We start from the raw sequence: 19,596 nt of genomic DNA, 5'->3' as shown, positions 1-19,596 counted from the left end.
CCCGAGCACGTCCGCGATCAGGCCGAACTGTGGGCGGGACACGCACGCACCGAACTGGAGTGGGCGAAGAGCCTGAGCAAACGACTGTCTGAGGGCGCCTACACCATGGCCGATGATCCGGGTTCGTGGCGAACGGTCCACGATCCCCTCAAGATGCGCTTCTAATCAACTTTGACTAGACGTTTCCTCCTCGCTACTCTGGCCAAGTAGTCAAACTTGACTAGCTCAACCAATCCGTTCGCAACACCGAGAGAAGGACTCGAACCCATGGGAAAGCTCGCGATCGAGACGAGAGGGTTGAAGAAGAGCTTCGGCACGACCCACGCGGTCGCCGGTGTGGATCTGGCCGTGAGCGCCGGGGGCGTGTACGGCGTGCTCGGTCCGAACGGGGCGGGCAAGACCACCGCGATCCGCATGCTGGCCACGCTCCTGCGCCCCGACGCCGGAGAGGCGCAAGTGCTCGGCTACGACGTCGTGCGTGACGCCCGGGCGGTGCGGAGCAGGGTGGGCCTCACCGGGCAGTTCGCGTCGGTCGACGAGGACCTCACCGGGGTGGAGAACCTGTTGCTGCTCGCCAGGCTGCTCGGCTACTCACGCCGCCGAGGCAGGGAGCGGGCGGCCGACCTGCTCGACGCGTTCGGTCTTGCCGAGGCGGCTGACCGGCAGGTGAAGAAGTACTCCGGCGGGATGCGCCGACGCATCGACATCGCGGCGAGCCTGGTCGTCACCCCCGAACTGATCTTCCTCGACGAGCCCACGACCGGGCTCGACCCGCGCAGCAGGAACCAGGTCTGGGAGATCGTCAGGGGCATGGTCGCCGAGGGCGCCACCGTGTTGCTGACCACGCAGTACCTCGACGAGGCCGACCAGCTGGCCGACCGGATAGCGGTGATCGACCACGGGAAGGTGGTCGCCGAGGGCTCGAGCGGCGAGCTCAAGGCATCGGTCGGCGCCGGCTCGCTGCACGTACGGCTACGTGCGCCCGAGCAGCGGGCCGAGGCCGAACGGGTCCTCGCCGGCGTCCTCGAGGTGCAGGTCGAGCCGTCCGCCGACCCGGTCGCGCTGTCCGCGCGGATCTCCGACCCCGAGCGGGTCGCCCGTTCCCTGGCCGAGCTGTCCCGCGGCGGCATCGACGTCACCGAGTTCGCGCTCGGTCAGCCGAGCCTGGACGAGGTGTTCCTCACCCTGACCGGACACGCCGCCGAGGAGGATGCCGCATGAATGCCACGACCGCGGAACAGGCGTCGGCGCCGGTCACCGGGGACGTGCTGCGCAGTGTGCTGTTGGCCGGCGAGCGGCCGTCGCGCCCCGGCCCGGTGCTCACCTCGCTGACGTTCGGCTGGCGCGCTTTGCTGAAGATCAAACACGTGCCCGAGCAGCTCGTCGACGTGACCATGTTCCCGATCATGTTCACGCTGATGTTCACCTACCTGTTCGGTGGTGCGCTCGCCGGGTCGACACAGGCGTACCTGCAGTTCCTGCTGCCCGGCATCCTGGTGCAGGCGAACGTCATGATCACCATGAACACCGGCATAACGCTGAACACCGACATTCAAAAGGGCGTTTTCGACAGGTTCAGGTCGCTCCCGGTGTGGCGACCGTCGCCGCTGGTCGGCGCCCTGCTCGGCGATCTGGTGCGCTACTCGATCGGGTCGGCGATCGTCATCATGCTCGGACTGGTCCTAGGGTTCCGGCCGGAGGGTGGCGCCGTCGGCGTGGTGCTGTCGGTCGCGCTGCTGCTGGTGTTCTCGTTCTGCCTGTCGTGGCTGTGGACGATGCTCAGCCTGATCCTGCGCACGCCGAACTCGGTGGCGGGGGTCAGCATGATGGTGATGTTCCCGCTGACGTTCGTGAGCAACATCTTCGTGGACCCGAAGACGATGCCCGGGTGGTTGCAGGCGGTCGTCGAGGTCAACCCGATCAGCCACCTGGCGACCGTGGTACGCGGCCTGATGGACGGCTCGGTGCCCGCCGGGGAAATCGGCTGGGTGCTCGTCTCGTCAGTACTTCTCGTCGCGGTCTTCGGTCCCATCACCATGGTCCTCTACCGCAACAAGAAGTAGATGCCGCTGCCGCGAGCACTTGGTCGAAATCAGCTCCGACAACCCGGCCCACTCGGCCAACGCCATCACCGGTACCAGGCCCCGGACACGACAAGGAGAGCCGAATGAGCACCATCCCCAAGAACAACTCGGAAACCGTTGCGCACACGCCCGGGCGGGCGAGCAGCATCGGGGTCTGGATTCTGCAAGTCGTGCTGGCGGCGATAATCGCCGGCGGCGGAATCTCGAAGCTCGCCGGCGACCCGGTCATGGTGGACATGTTCGCCGACATCGGGGCTGGCCAGTGGCTCCGGTACCTGGTCGGAGCGCTGGAGGTCGCGGGAGGGGTTGGACTTCTGATCCCGGCTCTGGCGGGCCTGGCCAGTCTCGGGTTGGCGGCATTGCTGACCGGTGCTGTCATCACCGATCAGTTCGTGCTCGAGCAGAGCCCTTGGCTGCCGCTCGCCTGTCTCGTCGTGGCGGGCGTGATCGCTAGGGCGCGGTGGTCGCGCACCGAGGCCGTCGTCGGCACGCTGCTCAGGCGCTGAGACAAACCTCTCGAACGGAGATGTGAGATGAACGAGATGGACTTTCGCGTGACATCAAACGATGGCACCACCATCGCCTACGACCGGAAGGGAAGCGGCCCGGCTGTCGTCCTGGTAGGCGGCGGACTGGACGACGGAGCCGAGAACGCTCCTTTGGTACCTGCTCTCGCCGAGCACTTCACGGTCTACAACTATGCCCGTCGGGGACGCGGCGCGAGCGGCTTCACCGAGCCCTACGCCGTGGAAAGAGAGATCGAGGACCTGGATGCGTTGATCGCGGAGGCGGGTGGCTCGGCACACCTGTTCGGGGCGTCCTCTGGTGGCGCGCTGGCGCTGGAAGCCGCCGCGGCCGGGTCAGCCATCGACACGATCGCCGTGTGGGAGGTGCCCTACGCGGTCGGGGACGACATACGCCCGCGATTCGAGGAGTACATCGCGGACACCCGACGCGCCTTCGACGCCGGGCGAGACGAGGAGGTTCTCGAACTGTTCATGCGCCTGTCCGGCGCTTCCGACGACAACATCGCAGCCAGGAAAGCGGCAGGCAAGCAGACGGCGCATTGGGCGGATTCGGTCGCCCTCGCGCCCACGCTGGTCCACGACAGCGTCTTCCTCAATCGCTACCAATTGCCGGCCGATCGACTGGCAACGGTCACCCAACCGGTCCTGGTCACCACCGGAGGACCGATCACGGTCCCTTATATGGCAGGCCTGCCCTCGGACTTCTTCGACCGCGCGGCCGACGAGCTTGCAGACCTACTACCCCACGCTCAACGGGAGACCCTCGAGGGGCCGGATCACGTCGTCGACCCACAGACCGTCGGCCCGCTGTTGCTACGGTTCTTCAGCAGCGAACGCTGAGGGGCCCGCGAGGTGTTGCGGGAAGACCGATTAGGCACCGCGCAAGCAGATCTTCGTCGCGCCAGGGACACGGGGCGGACAGGTGGTGTCGAGGTTGATGTCGTCGGCGGCATCACAGGCCTGATCCTGGGCGTGCTCGTCACCAACGTCTTCGTCGCCACGCAAGGCCGGGCCGTCGTACTGACCTGGGCTTCAGTGGGACTCGATCTGGCCTACTCGCTGCTTATCGGCTCCGTCGTCGGTCGTACCCCGCACTCCGGGCCGACTCAGTACCGCCCACCGAACCCCTGCGCAGCACATGACCAGGCACCTCGGCAGGGCCAGTGATTCCGGGCTGTGGTCGCATGCGGTCACCGTTCCCGGGTGGTGGCCCGGTGCCGAAAGTCGTGCCCACGGCGTGCTCACGTCAGGAGTGCCACCGATGACGCAGCCGCGTTCCCGGGTCGACCTGTACGCGGCGATCCGACGGGATGCCCGATCTGGGATGTCCAACCGCGCGCTGCAGCGCAAGCACGGCGTCGGCTTCCGAACCGTGACAGCGGCGCTGGAATCTGCATGGCCGAAGGAGAGAAAGCAACCGCCCAAACGCGGGACACGGCTTGACGCGTACCGAGTGGTGATCGACGACTGGCTGCGCTCGGACCTCGACGCGCCCCGGAAGCAGCGACACACGGCGAAGCGGATCTTCGATCGCCTGCTTGACGAACATGACGGGGCCGGGGTGGTGTCGTACTGGATGGTCCGCGAGTACGTCGCCACCCGACGCCGTGAGATTCGCGTCGAGGTCGGACGGGAACCTGCCAACGCGTTCATCCCGCAAGACCACCTCCCGGGCCGCGAGGCCGAGGTTGACTTCGGCGACGTCGCCATCCGCCTGCGCGGCGAGCTCGTAACCTGCGCGCTGTTCAGCCTTCGGCTCTCCTACTCGGGCAAGGCCGTGCACAGGGTCAGTGCCTCGGCTGGGCAGGAAGCCTTCTTCGAGGGTCACGGCCACGCCTTCAACGTGCTCGGCGGGGTGCCGACCGGGAAGATCCGCTACGACAACCTCAAGGCCGCCGTCGCGAGCGTGATCGGGTTCTCCCGCCAGCGGGTCGAGGCCGACAGGTGGACCGCCGTCCGTTCCCACTACGGCATCGAAGCCTTCTATTGCCAGCCCGGAATCCAAGGTGCGCACGAGAAGGGCGGCGTCGAGGGGCAGATCGGCTGGTTCCGACGCAACCACCTCGTCCCCATCCCAGAAGTCGACTCCCTCGCCGAGCTCAACGCTATGGTCGACGCCTGGGACGAAGCCGACGACGCCCGGCGGATCGGGTCCCGCGCCCGCACGGTCGGGGAACACTTCGCCACCGAGCAGCCACTCCTCGCGCCCCTTCCGACCGAGCCGTTCGAGACCGGCCGCTGGTTCACCCCGCGCGTGGACCGGTACGCCCAGGTCACGGTCCGGATGAACAAGTACTCCGTGCCCGCGCGCATGGTCGGCCGTCAAGCCCGGGTGCTCCTGAACGCCAGCGACCTGGTCGTGTTCGACGGCAGGACCGAGATCGCCCGCCACGAACGGCTCATGACCAAGGGCTCGACCCGGGTCGACCTGGACCACTATCTCGAGGTCCTCCTCCGCAAACCGGGCGCGCTACCCGGTGCGAAAGCGCTGGAGCAGGCCAGGGCATCCGGGCGGTTCACGCCCGTTCACGACGCCTGGTGGGCCGCGGCCTGCAAAGCCCACGGTGACGCCGACGGCACCCGTGCCCTCATTGAGGTCCTGATGCTGCACCGGCACCTTCCACACGACCACGTCGTCGCCGGACTCGCGACGGCGCTGCGTGCAGGCGCGCTCACCGCGGACGCTGTCGCGTTGGAAGCGCGCAAGTACAACGACACAGCAGATGGCGGAGCCGACGACACGACAGCGGACCACCAGTCCCTGATGAGCGGCGACAGGGCACGCGGAGAAGGCGAGATCCCTGCCGTGCGATCGCTGACCGAGCGCCGGCTCCGCGCCCACATCCCGGCCGACACTCGGCCGCTGCCGAGCGTGGAGAAGTACGACCAGCTGTTGGCCAGCCGACGTGACACCCCGAACGAAGGAGCCGCACCGTGACCACCAAGCGCCGTGGAATGACCGAAGAAGCAGCCGACGCCGCGATCGACCAAGCGTGCCGGATGCTGCGAATGCCCACCATCCGCAACTCCTTCACCGACTACGCCGACCGGGCAGGGCGTGAGCAGATGTCTTACCGCGGGTTCCTCGCCGAACTATTGCTTGCCGAGTGCGACGATCGCGCCCGACGCCGGTCCGAACGCCGGATCAAGGCCGCCAAGTTCCCCCGCGAGAAGTCCCTGCGGGTCTTCGACTTCGACGCCAACCCCAACATCGATCCCGCCGTGATCCACACCCTCGCCAAGTGTGAATGGGTCCAGAAGGACAGCCGCTGTGTCTGATCGGGGACTCCGGCACCGGCAAGTCCCATCTGCTGATCGCACTCGGCACCGAGGCCGCCATGGCCGGCTACCGGGTCAAGTACACCCTGGCGACCCAGCTTGCCAACGAGCTCGTCGAGGCCGCCGACGAGATGACGCTGGCGAAGACCATCGCCCGCTACGGCCGCGTCGACCTGCTGTGCATCGACGAACTCGGCTACATGCAACTCGACCGCCGCGGCGCGGAACTCCTCTTCCACGTCCTCACCGAGCGTGAGGAGAAGGCCTCGGTCGCGATCGCGTCCAATGAGTCCTTCGGCGGCTGGACCAAGACCTTCACCGACCCCCGGCTATGCGCAGCCATCGTCGACCGACTCACCTTCGGCGGCACCATCCTCGAGACCGGCACCGACTCCTACCGTCTGGCCCAAGCTACAAAGCAGCGGACGACCTGACACCCGTCGGGCGCGGAAGCGGTGTCGACGCAAACCAACATCCGCGGCACCGACACGTGCCCGGCGGTGTCAGAACTCGCCAATAAGCGGCGTCGGACGGAACCTCCGCAGCCAACGCCCCGAGCGGCGACAACAAGTTCCCGCCAGGTCCAACTCGATCGTACTGTCATAAGTCATCGGACGAAGCTTGCCCACCGCAACGCGAAGTCGCCGAACGTGGCAGTCTCCACGACCGGACGCAACACGGGGCGTCACGTCGCGGGGAGCACCCTTACGATGACCGGCTCGGTCGAGTCGAGGGCGTCGACCCACAGGGCGCCGTCGGCCGTGACGACCGGCGCAGCCTTGGAGAAGGTCACCTGATCGGACTTGCCGGTGGGGCTCGGCGCGGTGAAGGGATGCACCGTCATAGCTCCGCCCGGGGCGGACTTGACGTAGTAGCGGCCGCCGGGTGCGTCGCCGTTTGCCTTGCCGAGCATGTAGACCCAGACGTTGCCGTCGCTGTCCATCGTCGGGGAGCTGACCTGGTAGCGGTTGTAGCCGTTGTAGTCGGGCAGGACGGAGCGGATCGTTCGGGCGTCACCGGCGGGGTCGACGTCGACGAGGCACTGCTTGCTGTAGGTGGGTCCTCCGACGGTGTCGACGAGCAGGCACGCGCTGAGCAGGACGATGCCGTGGGCGCCGTCACCGACGACGTGGGTCTCCCCGGTGGGCACCGGACGGCCCGGTTGCGCAACGCCGGCAGCGGGCAGCAGATGCAGCAGTTCCTGACCGTCCGGGCGGAACTCGATGAGGCTGCCCGAGTTCCGCATCCACATGACGCCGCCCGGGGCCGGGGTCAGCGGCTCGTCCAGGACGGCGAGCTTCAGGTTCTGGCTGCCCGCGTAGAGCAGGTCGCCGGGTCTGCCCCGCAGCACGATCCGCGCGGCGGTGATGGTGCCGTCCGTGTGCCGCTCGATGTGGGTGCCGACCCCGCCGGCGGCCCGTTGGGGACACGTGACCCAGATCGCGCCGTCCGTGGCGCGGTTCAGCCTCACCGGGCTGGTCTCGGTGGCCGTCGCGCAGGCGTCGGCCACAGGCGACGTCTCTGCCTGCCAATCGGTGGTGGAGTAGCGCAGCAGGACGTTGCGTGCGGTGGCGCCGTCCGCCGACCGGACCACTGCCATCACCCACAGCCGGCCGTCGTCGCCGAAGGCCATGCCGGCCGGTCCGTACAGCGCCACGTTTCTGGGCACGACGTAGCTCACCGTGCCGCCGTCGGCCGGCCGGTAGCCGAGCTGGTGGACGGTGATGGCGTACGTCTTAGGGTCGATGATCTCGACCTGCGCCGACCCGCCCTGCTGGTCGATGGTGAGCACCCAGACCGAGCCGTCGGGTCCCAGCGTCGTGCCCGCCACCAGTGCTCCCGCGACCGGTAGCGTCTTCACCCTGCCGTCGCCGGGAGGCCCGGTGCCGTCCATGGACGCCATGACCGCCAGGACCGCATCCTTGACACCGACCGCGAGCTCCCACAGGGCGGTCTCGTTGGTGTGCGCGCAGGGCGAGGTGCCGACCACGGGGAGGAAGAGCGATCCGAACACCTGGCCTGCATCGCTCGTTCCCGCGAGGCTGTACCTGGTGACAGCGCCGAAATCGCGGAAGAACTCCAACCGGGTGTTGTAGCGGCACAGATACACCTTGTTGGGGCCGGCCGCGGCGATCTGCGAGTCCAATGCGACCACGCCGTCGCCGATCTCGGTCGTACGGGCCGTCGTGGGCGCGGTGAACGCCCCGGCCGTCTCGGTCAACTCGATGCTCGCCGCGAATTCACGCACGCTCACACCGGCCGGCCACGGCGCAAGCTCGGTATAGCCGGGCGAGCCGGTGCTCAGCATCTGCGAGGTACGGGCAAATTTGGTGAGCCCGCTGGTCGCGTCGCCGGGGAGAGCGAGCTCGATGCAGTACTTCAGGTCGCCCGACGAGAGGCAGAGGGCCAGGGCCTGCTGGTACAGGGCCAGGAGCCGGAGCACGTCGATGGCTTCGCCTGCCGTCTGCCCGGACGACGCCAGGCTGCGCCACGTGTCCGCCAAGGTCGCGCCGGTGTGCGGCGTGCCCACGGTGATCACCTGACCGATCCTGGCCACCGCGGCCGGGTCGAGGCGGCCGAGCGCCCACCGCGCGGCCAGTCCGCCCATCGAGTGCCCGATGATGACCGCCTTCCTCCCGGCGAAGGCGTCCGCGGCGAGGATGCAGGTCAGCGACTGCAGCAGGCGCGGCCCACCACCGTCGGCGGTGGCCATCCACTTGTTGGAGGTGGCGCTGTAGTCCACCGTGTAGACGGCGACACCGGGGATGGACTGCAGAAGCCCGGCGAAGCTCTCGGTGGTCTGCGTGGCGCCGCCGGTGGTGGTTGACTTGTTGAGCGGGCGCTGCCAGGTGTCGGGGCCGGAGAGGAAACCGTGCACCAGCAGGACCGGCACATAGGTGCCGTCATCGGGTTGCGTACGCTGCGCCGGGTGGCCCGCCGTGCCACCGAACAGAGTCGCCGCGCCGCAGGTGGCGGGCAGCGTGGCCACCGCCGACGCGGCCGTCGGGTAGCACGTCGAGGCGCCGAGACAGAGCAAGGCCGTGACGGCGGCCAGCGCCGACCGAACGACCCGGGTCACCCCGCGCCGCCGGCGGGCAGCGTACCCCACAGCCGCCAGGTGTTCCCGACCTTCATCATCGTGACCCGGTAGCGCCCGCCCGCCTGGCCGGGTACGGCGACGGTGACGACCACCGAGGCGGCCGCGCCGGTCCGGGCCCACGTCCCCTGGTCCGGGTTGAGCGTCGCACCGGCGGGCAGCGTCCGTGCCAGCGCCGCCTGGCCGGCTGTGGCGAGCGGCCCGCCCTCCACCAGCGACGACAGGTCGCCTTGCGTGACCGCATGCGGGAGCGCGGTGATGACGGCGAACGCGGCCGCGACGATCGGCGCCTCATCCGGGTCCGTGGCCCGGTACACAACGAGCTGACCGTCCGCCGCGGGTGCCTGGGACGGGGAGTGGCTCAGTATCAGCACGAGCGCGACGACCGCGGCGGCCACGACCAGCCCGCCCCCGGGCAGGCCCACACGTATCAGCAGCCGCCTGCGCCTACTGTCCACCGAACGAACCTCCACAATCGGGGCTGTCTGCAGATCACGGCCGTGGCGCTCCTGGATCTGCGTCAGAGCCGGGCGGCGACGGTCTTGCCGAGCGTGATGCCGTCCTGCTTCGCAGTCGGCCGGGAGGTCATGACCATTATCTGAACGACGATCGGGCCCTTGGCGAAGATGACCCCCACCTGCATCATCGTGGGGCCGCCACCGACGGCGACAAGGCCCCCGTCGCCCAAGTCCGCGATTTTGGTGCATGCCGGTTCTTCACAGTCGCTCCACGAATCGGCCGGGGGTTTCCCGGCGAACCGGACGACCCGGATATACAGGTTTACGCCGCCCACGCCCGCGGCGTAGACGCAGCCACCGACCTCGGTGGCGCCGGCCGGGAGCGGCTCGTCGGAGATTTTTTCGACGAACTTTCCCGGGCCGGGATCGCTGCCGAGGGCGGTGGCGGCGGCGTCCTGGGTGAGCAGCTCGCACGGGTTTTTCTTGCCGGCGTCCCACTGCTTCGGCGTGGCGGCCGGAATCGACGAGGCCGCGGCGGTGCCGGCAGATCCCGGGGCGGACCCCGCAGCGGCCTGCGATGCAGGCGCCGCGGAGCCGCTCGGCGTGCTCGCGGAGCCGCAGCCGCCGGCGGTCAACGCCGCCAGCGTCAGAATGGCGGTGGCCATGACGGAGCGGGGAATCCGGACCTTCGACACCATTTGCTGCCCAATCCCTTCGGTGACGATTCTTCTCGGCATTCCGTTCGCTTCGCACAATGGCTACTGCCGGCCGGAAGGCGCGCACAGCGTATGCGGCAATGGAGCCGGAAACCGACGGCCGCTCGGATCGACTTGTTTTCCTTTCATCGGTGCCCGACCACCCACCAGGGCCCTCCAGCGCAGCCAAACGCGCCGGAAGGCGCGAACGCCCCACACCCGGACTCGGCGCCAAAAGGCCGCTCCCGCCCCACGGCCCCGGCGTTGTTCCGGCTTGAGGCGCTCTGTCCGTGTTGAGAACCGGACGAGGTGCGAGTTGGAGGACGAAAGCGACTCCTGGTGATCTTTCGGGTGTCTAAACTGCGTGATTCTTGGTGATCATCGGAGTGCGCGGATTCTGAGTGTGTAAATAGGTGGAAGTGCCTGTCCTGTAAGGGAAACTTGTGATTGATACATCTACAGGTTTCTCTACGAGGGAGGCACTTCCGCAGTGCGGTCTACGGCGTGGTCGAAGGATCTGCGGGTCACCGCGCGGCCCAGGCGGCTTGTCCGGCCACGCGGCAGCAACGGCTCGATCAGCTCCCATAACCGGTCATCAACGTCCCACGGCCTGCCCACGACGAGCGAAACGAGACTGATCTTCATCTCGCAGCGCTGATCATCATCGATTCAGCAGATCGCGTTAGGGGCTTTTACTCTCTGTCGGTGGGTGATAGCCGTGATTACCTGAGGTTGCGAGAGACCTTCAACGAGGACGCTGTCCGATATGACCGTGCCCGTCCTCGATATCCAGTGCAGATGTTTAATGGTCTCGCTGCGGCCGGGGTGGCGTCTGGGGCAGGGGTGCTGGAGATCGGTTGCGGCACCGGGCAGGCGACCGTGCCGTTGGCCGAACGGGGCTACCGCGTCGTGGCTGTCGAAATGGGCACGGATATGGCGGCCGTGGCTCGGCGAAATCTTGCCGCGTTCGACTCGGTGGAGGTCGTTACGGCTGCGTTCGAGCGGTGGCCCTTACCTGTCGAACCGTTCGATGTGGTGTTCTCCGCTACCGCGTTTCACTGGATCGACCCTGCGGTGCGGGTGGCGAAGTCTGCCGACGCTTTGCGTCTGGGTGGCCTGCTGGCCACCGTGGGAACTGGACCGAGGCATTCTTCGTTGAGATTCAGAAGTGCTACGAGCGTTTCGATCCGTCGACCCCACCGGGACTGCGTCTTGAGACTGCTCGTGACATCGCCGAAGACGATCGCGAGCTCACCTCGTCGGGTCGGGCGGCACCAACCTCAACACGGACTGCCACCACCGGCCGCGCTCATCAACGCGGCAAATCCAGATACCCGTGTCAGCACCGGGCTCTGGGCTTCGTACTCTTCGCGCCTGAGCAGCTGCCCGCGCACGTGCATTCCCAAGCGACCGCGCGCTATCGGCGACATGAGAGTGCGCTGGATCATGAGTCACCGGATCGCCGCAGGTGCGGGAGTGATGTTCATCGTGAGTGTCCTCCTCCGCGAAACCGCGAACACATGCAGGACGGGCATGAAGGGGATGCGGAACAGGTCTTGGACGCGTGAGTCCGGCTGTTCGTAGCGTCACGCCGTGATCTCTCGAGCCAAGGAGGAGTGGACATGGCTACCCAGATGCAGGCGGTCGTCGTACCGAAGGTGAACGCCCCATGGGAACTACAGAACGTGGACCGGCCAGAGGCCGGCCCCAACCAGGTGCTGGTACGCGTGCACGCCTGCGCGATCTGCGGCACGGACGTGTGGATGGCGAACGGCACGTTGTCGTTCCGCGAGTTCCCCTTGGTGCTCGGGCACGAAGGCGTCGGCGAGGTGGTGGCCGTGGGTGCCGGTGTCACCCAGCGCGCGATCGGCGACCGCGTCGGCCTCCCGATGGTGCAGAAGCGGTGCGGTAGGTGCGACTTCTGCCGTGAGCAGCACCCGAACAGCTTCGTCACCGCCGCCAACTGCGCGGCCCCGATCCTCACCGGAGTCAACGCCGACGGCGCGCACGCGGAGTACATTGTCGCCGACGTCGACGGGACCGTACTGCTGCCCGACGGTGTCTCGTACGAGCTCGCGGCACCGACCCTGTGTGCCGGCTTCACCGTCTGGGCCGGCCTGCGCCGGGCGGAGGTCAAGCCGTCCGGCCGGGTCGCCGTGGTCGGCATCGGCGGACTCGGTCACCTCGCGATCCAGTACGCGACGGCCGCGGGTTACCACGTCACCGCGGTGACCCACAGCCCCGACAAGGAGGACCTCGCGCGGCAGCTCGGCGCCGACCAGGTCGTCGCCAACGGCGCGGGGCTCAAGGCTGCCGGCGGCGCTGATCTGATCATGTACACGGGCAGCAACCACGCGGCGCTCGCCAGCGCGATGGACGGCCTGCGTCCGTGGGGAAAGGTCGTCATGATGGGCATCGCCACCGACGAGCTGACGCTGCCCGCGCTGCCACTGGTGTCCAACAGCCACCAGATCATCGGCTCCGCCCACAACGGCTACGAGTACCTCGCCGAGGCGCTCGACTTCGTCGCACGCGGCGCCGTCAAGCCGATGATCGAAGTCTTCCCGAAGGATCGCGTGGCCGAGGCGTACGACAGGGTCGCCAACGGCGACGTCCGGTTCAAGGCTGTGGTGACCTACTGACTTCCCCTACCATGCGTGCATGGCGGACCTCGACCTCCGACTGGTGCGGTACTTCACGGTCGTGGCCATTCATCAGCACATCGGCCGGGCCGCCGCCGAGCTGCACGTCGCGCAACCGTCGCTGAGTCGTCAGATCCAGCGGCTCGAGGAGCAGCTCGGTGTGCGGCTGTTCGACCGCACCGCACACGGCAGCCAGCTCACGCCGGCCGGCCGCGCCTTCCTCGCGCAGGCGAACGAGCTGCTCGGGGCCGCCCGCCACGCCGTCACGAACGTCCGGGCAGCCGCGACGCCGGGAACGATCACCATCGGCTACATGCCCGGCCTGCCGATCACCCCGGCCGTCCGCGACCTGCGCGAGCGCCACCCCGACGCGGAGATCCACACCCGCTACCTGACGTGGGACGACACCCGGTGCCTCGCGGAGCACCGGGTCGACGTGGTGCTCGCCTGGCAGCCGTTCGTGTTCCCGATGGACGGTTACCGCGTCACGGTGCTGTACGAGGACCCCCGGGTGCTCGTGGTTCCCACCACCCACCAGCTGGCCGGGCGTACGTCCGTCACCTTGGCCGACTTCGCCGACGAACCGCTGGTGGAGTTCCCCATGCCGGCGCGTCCGCGGAGTGGCGGGCCTTCTGGTGGCCGGAGCGCCCGGACGGCGTCCGGCGCCCGATGGGCCCGACCGTGCACACCGTGCAGGACAAGTTCGAGGTCGTCGCGTGCGGCAAGGCCGTGATCATGCATCCGCGCAGCGATCAGGGCGGTCTCATCCGCCCCGACCTGACCTCGATCCCCATCGACGACCTCCCACCGTGCCAGGCCGTGATGTTGACCCGCACCCTCGAGGACAACAGCATGGTCGACGAGTTCCGCAAATCGGCGCTGAGCTGTCTACCCGGCTAAGGAGACGACGTCAGCGCCCGGGCGATCCGACCAGCGGCAGCCGGGTCGGTCAGGATCGTGCAGTGGTTTGCCGTCGGGCACCAGGTGAGCCCTGAGCGGACTCTCCCGGGGTCCAATGGTCGACCAGCGGCAGCGGCGAGCAGACTCGGGTCTTCTTCGAGCGCCGCGCGGTCACCGGCTTGCCGGTACAGGTGTAAGGCCTTGTACGAAGCTGGACATCGCCGGCCAGGGACATCCGCAAACCGCGACCGGGGCAACACACCCCCGCCACCCGACTGTGCATCGGTCCGCCTCCAGGTGCGTCATGCCAGGTGACGGCTCGCGGTCGGCCACCACGCGCTCGGTGGCATGACAATGCGCCTGCGAAGTGGTTACTGCCGTGCCGTTGCCCATTCAATGGCCGATGCCGAGGAGTATTTCCAGACGCTGCGCCGCGCGGACTGCTTCATTTCGGTGCTTCGCCGATTTCAGCCAACCCGGAAGGCGGGATGCTACTGAGGCGTGCGCATCACCCGCCGCTCCCGAAGGTCGGCCCGCAGATACTCCTTGAGGTACGCGAGATGCTGAGCGTTGAACGCCCACAGCGTCCGACCGGCGCAGGGAGTCTGCAGCCGTAACGGGAGAACGAAGCAGTTGTCGACGAGAGCCCGGGGCACCGTGATCGGGCACATATCGTAGCTGACGTTTGTCACTGTGCCGCAGCCGTCGCATTTCAGCGGAATCAAGGGGTGACGCGGCACTGCCTCTGCCCTACGCCTGACAATCATCCTGCGACCACAGTAACCACACCGGCGCTCCCCGAAGATGGCCACTGGTCCAGCCCAGCTATCAGGCACGTAGCTTCGGCCGCGGCTCGAGTTCTTACCGGCGCTCGCTTGTTGCCGGCGGGAGAAGCCACACGCTGTACAGAACACGGTGGCCGGACACCAAACTCGCCTCGTTCGGTCCCACTCCCGCCGGACTTTGGCAGCGGCGCGGCAGCGTGGGCAGACGACGTCAAACTCGCCGGCGAACGCGGCGAGCCACCGTCCATCGTCAACGAAACGCCTCGTCACCACGCCGCCGAGTGTACGTAGCAGTCCCGACCGCGGCCTCAGATTTCCCACGGCCAGCCAGTTACGCAAACGTCGCATGTCGGGACATGCGGGCACCAGCGACAAGCCCCCGTCGCCCTGGTCGTCATCACGGACGGTGAGGACATCGGCAAGCGATGCCGCTTTCAACGCGGCAAATGAGTTCGTCACCCACGGATGATCCGGGGTTCGTCGAAATGTTCGTTGTCGATCAAGATGTCGGCCCTTTGCTGGGGCGAGCAAGCGCCGAAGTAGATTCGCTGGGCTTCGACGTAACGCCGCAGGCTGGGATGTGCTGGATGGGGGTTCGTGCCGTCGCGGTACGCCATTCTTCTGGCCGTGACGTCGAACGGAACTTCCAGGAACACCGACAGGTCCCACTCGTCGACGATCTCATTGCGATGGAGGAAGAGCCCGTCGACTATTACGACCGTCCCGGGAACAGCAGTGCGCCGTGGCGGGTCGAGAACCGCGTCGGTGGCCAGATCGTGGGCCACCGGCCGGTAGCACCGCGAGCCACCCGGCGCGAAGGGGTCCAGGACGTCATTGCGGAACCGCAAGTAGTTGTAGGAGTCCTGCCAGAAGCCGTGCGGGGACTCGCGCCCTTGCCGGTAGCGCACCGCACGGACGTTGTGGAAGTCGTCGAGCGACACCCTGACGACGGGGAGGCCGAGAAGGCGGACGGCAGCGGCGAGGTCCGCTGCGAAGGTGGTCTTGCCAGAGCCGTCGGGGCCGTCGATCGCCACCCGGGGGCAGTCAACGCCCCGGAGCTGCGGAACCCGGCGGGCGACGTGGTCGATGACATCACGTTTCGCAGATCGAGGCACCGGCCCAGGATGCCAGGCCGGGCGCGGCCGCGTCGGTGGCGAGGTGACCTGACGTGCCTACAGCCGGGTCGCCGCACCTGCCGCGCCCGCTCGGCGGCACGAGGTTGAACACGCTGGACGATAGGGCCCCCAAGCCCCTGCTGCCTTGATCATCGCTGCGACCCTCCTCACGTACGGTGAGCTTGGCATGGCCTTGGATATGGAGGGCATCAGCCCGCGGAGCCACGCCGCCGCGATCCGCGGCATGCTGCTGCAGCCGGTGCTCGCGCGAGCGGGCTGGCTGATCACCGCGCTCGACGCGGTCGTCATAGGACTGTTCGGCGCGATCGCCGCCTCGAAGGCGCTGTCTCTCGGCGTCGGCGAAGCCGGGGCGCTGGTCGTCGGCATCATCGGAGCCATCGGGGACGGAATGCTGCGCGACCTCATCCTGAGCCTGCCGATCTCCTTCCTCCAGGTCGGAACCCTTTACGCCGTCGCGGCCGGGGCCGGCGCCGGCGCATTCGTCCTGCTCGCCGAACTCGGCGGGCCGACCCCGATCGCGGGTCTCGTCTGCGTGGTCGTGACCACGTCCGTGCGTCTGACCGCCGTTCGCTTCGGCTGGACCTTTCCCGAGCAGCGCGCGGTGCGCCCTCGTACCCAGGTACCACTGGGCCGGCTCGAGGGTTATCGGGTCAGTGCTGTGCGGATGTCGACCCAGGTGCCGGTGTCCTGTACGTCGGTCAGCCTGATCGCGTTGAGGACCTTCATCGTCTCGGCCTTCGATAGGCTGCCGGCGTTGCTCGCCACCGCGACGGTCACCTTGCCGCCGTCGGCCAGCCGGGTGCAGAGCCCCGAATCGCAGCCGGGAGTGCCGGGCGCGTCGGGGGTGTTGGCCGAGATCATGATCTGGAACGCGCCCCACATCATGTTGTCGTACGGTCCCAGCAGCCCCGTCTTGGGAAGCCCGCTCTTGGCGAAGAAGACACCGCTGTACTGGGTGGTGCTCGGGCCGCCGACGGCGTCGAGGCTGCCGGTCATGTGGTCGCCGACGGCGAACACGTCGTATCCCGCCGGGACGTAGCTCAACCGGAACGGCACCGTGACCGGCCGGGCCGCGGCCCCGGTCAGCGCGGCCGCCGTCGACTCCAGCTGCCGCATCGTCGGCAGATCGGCCCGGTCCGCGCTGCTGTCGAGCACCGCCCAGGCGTTCGGCGCGTACTCCCAGGCCAGCGTCCTGAGCCAGGGGCCGGGGCTCTGGTGATGCTCCACCTTCAGCGCCCGGTGCCCGGCCACCGTGGTGGAGGTGGCACCCGCCAGCCGCTGCACGGCGTAAGCGCCCGGCCGGTAGAGCGTGAGCGTCGCGTCCAGCCTCGGCTTCGCGTCACGCCGGTCGGACACCGTCCCCGGATGGCGGCCGTCCGTCGTCCCGTCGACCGTCACCGCGGCGATCTGGTAGGCATTGCCCGCCACGATCGGGTTCTGCACGTGCACCGGTCCCACCGAGTACCCGGAAAAGGTGAACTCGAACCGGTCCGCCAGCAGCGAGCCGGCCGCCCCTTTGGCGACGGCGGCGCTACTCGACGCGGCCACCGTCACCGACTCCTTTCCCGTACGGTGCCCCGCCGGCACCAAGGCAATCGCCGCCGCCACCGCGGCCACAGCCGCCATCGCCAGGCCCGCCGCAAGCCTTGTCCGGCGACGCCGCTGCACCAGCCGCCCGGAGGCGACGATGTCGTCGACGCTCACCTCCAGGGGTGGCCCGTCGTCGGTCGCCATGTCCACCACCTCATCCATGCGCACTGCTCCACACCTCCACGTCGCTCAGCTCGATCTGTTCGGCGGTCAGCAGGTCGCGCAGCCTGCCGAGCCCGCGCGAGACCTGGCTCTTGGCCGTACCGGTGCTGCAGCCCAGGACCGTCGCCGTCTCCTCCTGTGTCAGGCCGAGGTAGTACCGCAGCACCAGGGCGGCCCGTTGCCGCGGCGGCACCTTCAGCAACGCCGCCCGCACGCGTAGCCGCTCGTCGCTGAGCAGCGCGGGGTCGCGCAGCGCCACGTCGGGCATGGCGTCGCTCGCCGATCGTTCCCGCCGCCACGGGCGCCGCCGCTCGTCGAGCGCGGCCCGGTAGACCATCGTCTTGGCGTACAGATCTGGCCGGTCCAGCCGGCGCCATCGCGGGTACAACTTGGCGAGGGCGGTCGCGACCGCGTCCTCGGCCAGGTGCCAGTCCCCACAGGTGACGTACGCCAGCTTCCGCAGCGGAACCAGCTGCGCGGCGACGAAGTCCCGGAAGGCTTCTTCCTCGTCGGCTCTCACGGCGTTAAAACGGGCCGTCCCTACCGCAACGTTGCACCGGTCACCGAAATCACCGCCAAGCCCCGAGCCAGCGGCAGCGCGGTGACGTAGCCGACCCCACCAACACCAGGCGCCCAGGCAGTGGTTCCGGCAGTGGCCAGTCGGTGTGATGCCAGATAGTCAAGGTCCTCGAGCCGAGCATGGCGCAGCTGGTCGTGCCGATCACCGCCGTGTTGGTTCTGGTCTCTTCCTGACGCCGCTCCGGGGCACGGCGGCTGCTAGACGTTGTTCCCGTAACCGCCCAGCCGCTCATCGTTAGGAGTCGCCGCCCTTGAAGTGGTAGGTCCGCCCGCCCACTCCCTGAGTAAAGCCGTCCGGCCAAAGGTCAAGCGATAGCGCGGTGTCGCCGATGATGGCCATGGCAACACCGGTCGGTTCCATAGGCAAATGCTCCACCACCGAGCGACAGTTCGTCGGGGACCCACAGGTCGATGCGACTACCTGAACCTGCCCGGCGGCGTAGCTCGTCGCACAACGCCTCGACCGACTGCGGGATGGTCATGACGGATGATCAGATCACGCGCGACACCCCACCGCCAGGTCCCCAGCTGACCGGCAGGTGACGTGTGGACCGCGCATTCGCTCCATCGGCAGGTCCGGGCGTTTGCCCAAGCTTGCGTGCCATCACGCTACGTGCAGAACGGATCGCGGCAGAAACCCGGTACGCTGGGCAAACGCGCTGGTCGGGACCGGTCTACGTCTGCAGCACCCGCTGACGCAGAGCCGGTAACACTTCGGCGCCGAATGTCTCGATGAACGGCATCAGATCCTGCCCGACGTGGTGCAGATAGATGCGGTCGAAGCCGAGCGACGCGTACCCGCGCAGCCACTCGGTGTGCGCCTCGAGGTCGGCCGAAACGTTGACCACCTGGCGCACCTGTTCGAGTGTCACGTTCTCGCTGATCACGTCGAACTGCTCCACCGTCTCGAGGTCCCAGCAGACCGGCGGCCGGAAGACGTTGCTGCGCCACTGGTCGTGGGCAATCGCCTCGGCCTCCTTCTCGATCGGCGCCCAGCTCAGATGCACCTGCAGGCAGACCGGCCCGCGGCCACCCGCGTCCCGGTAGGACGCGATCATCGCGCGCAGGTGCTCGGTCGGGGCGTTGACGGTGACCAGCCCGTCGGCCCACCCCGCGCACCAGGCGGCGGTCTTCGTGCTCACCGCGGCCCCGATCAGCGGCGGTGACTCGGCCGGCCGGGTCCACAACCGGGCCCGGTCCACGGTGATCAGGCCGTCTCGGGTGACCTCGTCGCCGGCCAGCAGCGCACGGATGACCTCCACCGACTCGAGCAGCCGTGCCTCCCGTACCTCTTTGCGCGGCCACGAGCCCCCGGTGATGTGCTCGTTGCTGTATTCCCCGCTGCCCAGCGCCGCCCAGAACCGCCCCGGGAACATGGCGCCGAGGGTCCCGATCGCCTGCGCGACGATCGCCGGGTGGTAGCGCTGGCCCGGAGCGTTGACCACACCGAACGAGAGGTTCGTGGCCTGCAGGCCCGCGCCCAGCCACGACCAGGCGAAGGCAGACTCGCCCTGCCGGCTGCTCCACGGCGAGAAGTGGTCGGAGCACATCGCGGACTCGAAGCCGTGCCGTTCGGCCGCGATCACGGCGGCGAGGAGGTCGGCCGGCGGGATCTGCTCGTGCGAAGCATGGATTCCGTACTCGGTCATACCTATGGCGTTA

At 68.2% G+C, this 19,596-nt stretch carries 16 protein-coding genes and 2 pseudogenes; 11 read left to right on the top strand and 7 right to left on the bottom strand.

The genetic code is table 11. The annotated features are described in order from the left end of the window. Window positions 1-267 precede the first annotated feature (267 nt). The 6 genes and pseudogenes from A3CQ_RS0127250 to istB all read left to right on the top strand — a co-directional run bounded on the left by A3CQ_RS0127250 (window position 268) and on the right by istB (window position 6,324). Window positions 268-1,221, top strand: coding sequence for a daunorubicin resistance protein DrrA family ABC transporter ATP-binding protein (locus A3CQ_RS0127250; protein WP_020514121.1), 954 nt, complete (start codon window positions 268-270; stop codon window positions 1,219-1,221). Then, window positions 1,218-2,063 (top strand): ABC transporter permease, encoded by an 846-nt coding sequence (locus tag A3CQ_RS0127245; RefSeq protein ID WP_020514120.1) that lies wholly within the window; start codon window positions 1,218-1,220, stop codon window positions 2,061-2,063. The genes A3CQ_RS0127250 and A3CQ_RS0127245 overlap by 4 nt, the downstream gene beginning before the upstream one ends. A gap of 104 nt (window positions 2,064-2,167) precedes the next feature. Further along, a complete protein-coding gene (locus A3CQ_RS0127240) occupies window positions 2,168-2,590 on the top strand; it encodes a DoxX family protein (RefSeq protein WP_020514119.1) in 423 nt (140 codons plus the stop codon). Window positions 2,591-2,617: 27 nt separating this feature from the next. Continuing rightward, window positions 2,618-3,451, top strand: a complete 834-nt coding sequence (locus A3CQ_RS0127235; protein WP_020514118.1) for an alpha/beta fold hydrolase — start codon at window positions 2,618-2,620, stop codon at window positions 3,449-3,451. A 421-nt stretch (window positions 3,452-3,872) separates the two neighbouring features. Further along, a complete protein-coding gene (gene istA, locus A3CQ_RS0127230; protein ID WP_026206255.1) occupies window positions 3,873-5,549 on the top strand; it encodes an IS21 family transposase in 1,677 nt (558 codons plus the stop codon). A gap of 17 nt (window positions 5,550-5,566) precedes the next feature. Then, window positions 5,567-6,324 (top strand): annotated as a pseudogene (gene istB / locus A3CQ_RS64095) (IS21-like element helper ATPase IstB). A gap of 251 nt (window positions 6,325-6,575) precedes the next feature. On the opposite strand, the gene A3CQ_RS0127220 reads toward istB, so the two are convergent. The 3 genes from A3CQ_RS0127220 to A3CQ_RS0127210 form a co-directional block, all read right to left on the bottom strand. Then, window positions 6,576-8,969, bottom strand: coding sequence for a cutinase family protein (locus A3CQ_RS0127220; RefSeq protein WP_157296399.1), 2,394 nt, complete (start codon window positions 8,967-8,969; stop codon window positions 6,576-6,578). Next, window positions 8,966-9,445 (bottom strand): hypothetical protein, encoded by a 480-nt coding sequence (locus A3CQ_RS0127215; RefSeq protein ID WP_157296397.1) that lies wholly within the window; start codon window positions 9,443-9,445, stop codon window positions 8,966-8,968. Before A3CQ_RS0127215 ends, A3CQ_RS0127220 begins: the two co-directional genes overlap by 4 nt. Window positions 9,446-9,507: 62 nt before the next feature. Further along, on the bottom strand, window positions 9,508-10,182 hold the full coding sequence (locus A3CQ_RS0127210; protein ID WP_157296395.1) for a hypothetical protein: 675 nt from the start codon (window positions 10,180-10,182) through the stop codon (window positions 9,508-9,510). A 756-nt stretch (window positions 10,183-10,938) separates the two neighbouring features. On the opposite strand from A3CQ_RS0127210, the gene A3CQ_RS64090 reads away from it, so the two are divergent. The 4 genes from A3CQ_RS64090 to A3CQ_RS62230 are packed head-to-tail and all read left to right on the top strand — an operon-like array spanning window position 10,939 to window position 13,682. Continuing rightward, window positions 10,939-11,724: a class I SAM-dependent methyltransferase gene (locus A3CQ_RS64090; protein ID WP_369076493.1), complete on the top strand. Its 786-nt coding sequence runs from the start codon at window positions 10,939-10,941 to the stop codon at window positions 11,722-11,724. Window positions 11,725-11,774: 50 nt separating this feature from the next. Beyond that, window positions 11,775-12,782 (top strand): alcohol dehydrogenase catalytic domain-containing protein, encoded by a 1,008-nt coding sequence (locus tag A3CQ_RS0127200; RefSeq protein WP_026206254.1) that lies wholly within the window; start codon window positions 11,775-11,777, stop codon window positions 12,780-12,782. 19 nt (window positions 12,783-12,801) lie between these two features. Continuing rightward, window positions 12,802-13,515, top strand: a complete 714-nt coding sequence (locus A3CQ_RS54185) for a LysR family transcriptional regulator (RefSeq protein WP_211216694.1) — start codon at window positions 12,802-12,804, stop codon at window positions 13,513-13,515. After that, window positions 13,473-13,682, top strand: a complete 210-nt coding sequence (locus A3CQ_RS62230; RefSeq protein WP_020514111.1) for a hypothetical protein — start codon at window positions 13,473-13,475, stop codon at window positions 13,680-13,682. Before A3CQ_RS54185 ends, A3CQ_RS62230 begins: the two co-directional genes overlap by 43 nt. A gap of 1,240 nt (window positions 13,683-14,922) precedes the next feature. Here A3CQ_RS62230 and A3CQ_RS0127185 read toward each other — a convergent pair. After that, window positions 14,923-15,501: a nucleoside/nucleotide kinase family protein gene (locus A3CQ_RS0127185; protein WP_020514109.1), complete on the bottom strand. Its 579-nt coding sequence runs from the start codon at window positions 15,499-15,501 to the stop codon at window positions 14,923-14,925. A 268-nt stretch (window positions 15,502-15,769) separates the two neighbouring features. Here A3CQ_RS0127185 and A3CQ_RS64085 point away from each other — a divergent pair. Next, window positions 15,770-16,084 (top strand): annotated as a pseudogene (locus A3CQ_RS64085) (TRIC cation channel family protein); the annotation flags it as partial. A 161-nt stretch (window positions 16,085-16,245) separates the two neighbouring features. Here A3CQ_RS64085 and A3CQ_RS63055 read toward each other — a convergent pair. From A3CQ_RS63055 to A3CQ_RS0127165, 3 genes are all read right to left on the bottom strand, one after another. Beyond that, the gene (locus tag A3CQ_RS63055; protein WP_020514108.1) at window positions 16,246-17,355 is read right to left on the bottom strand and encodes a hypothetical protein; all 1,110 of its coding nucleotides are present in this window, start codon (window positions 17,353-17,355) and stop codon (window positions 16,246-16,248) included. Continuing rightward, entirely contained in the window at window positions 17,348-17,875 is a 528-nt protein-coding gene (locus A3CQ_RS0127175; RefSeq protein WP_020514107.1) for a SigE family RNA polymerase sigma factor, read from the bottom strand. Before A3CQ_RS0127175 ends, A3CQ_RS63055 begins: the two co-directional genes overlap by 8 nt. A gap of 733 nt (window positions 17,876-18,608) precedes the next feature. Further along, window positions 18,609-19,583 carry a TIGR03885 family FMN-dependent LLM class oxidoreductase gene (locus tag A3CQ_RS0127165; protein WP_020514105.1) on the bottom strand — a complete coding sequence of 325 codons (975 nt, stop codon included), beginning with the start codon at window positions 19,581-19,583 and terminating at the stop codon, window positions 18,609-18,611. Between the last annotated feature and the right edge of the window lie 13 nt (window positions 19,584-19,596).

The organism is Paractinoplanes globisporus DSM 43857, assembly GCF_000379645.1.
Classification (GTDB): Bacteria; Actinomycetota; Actinomycetes; order Mycobacteriales; family Micromonosporaceae; genus Actinoplanes; species Actinoplanes globisporus.
The sequence above is the reverse complement of the archived record's forward strand: the minus strand, read 5'-3'. Positions and strand labels throughout refer to the sequence as shown.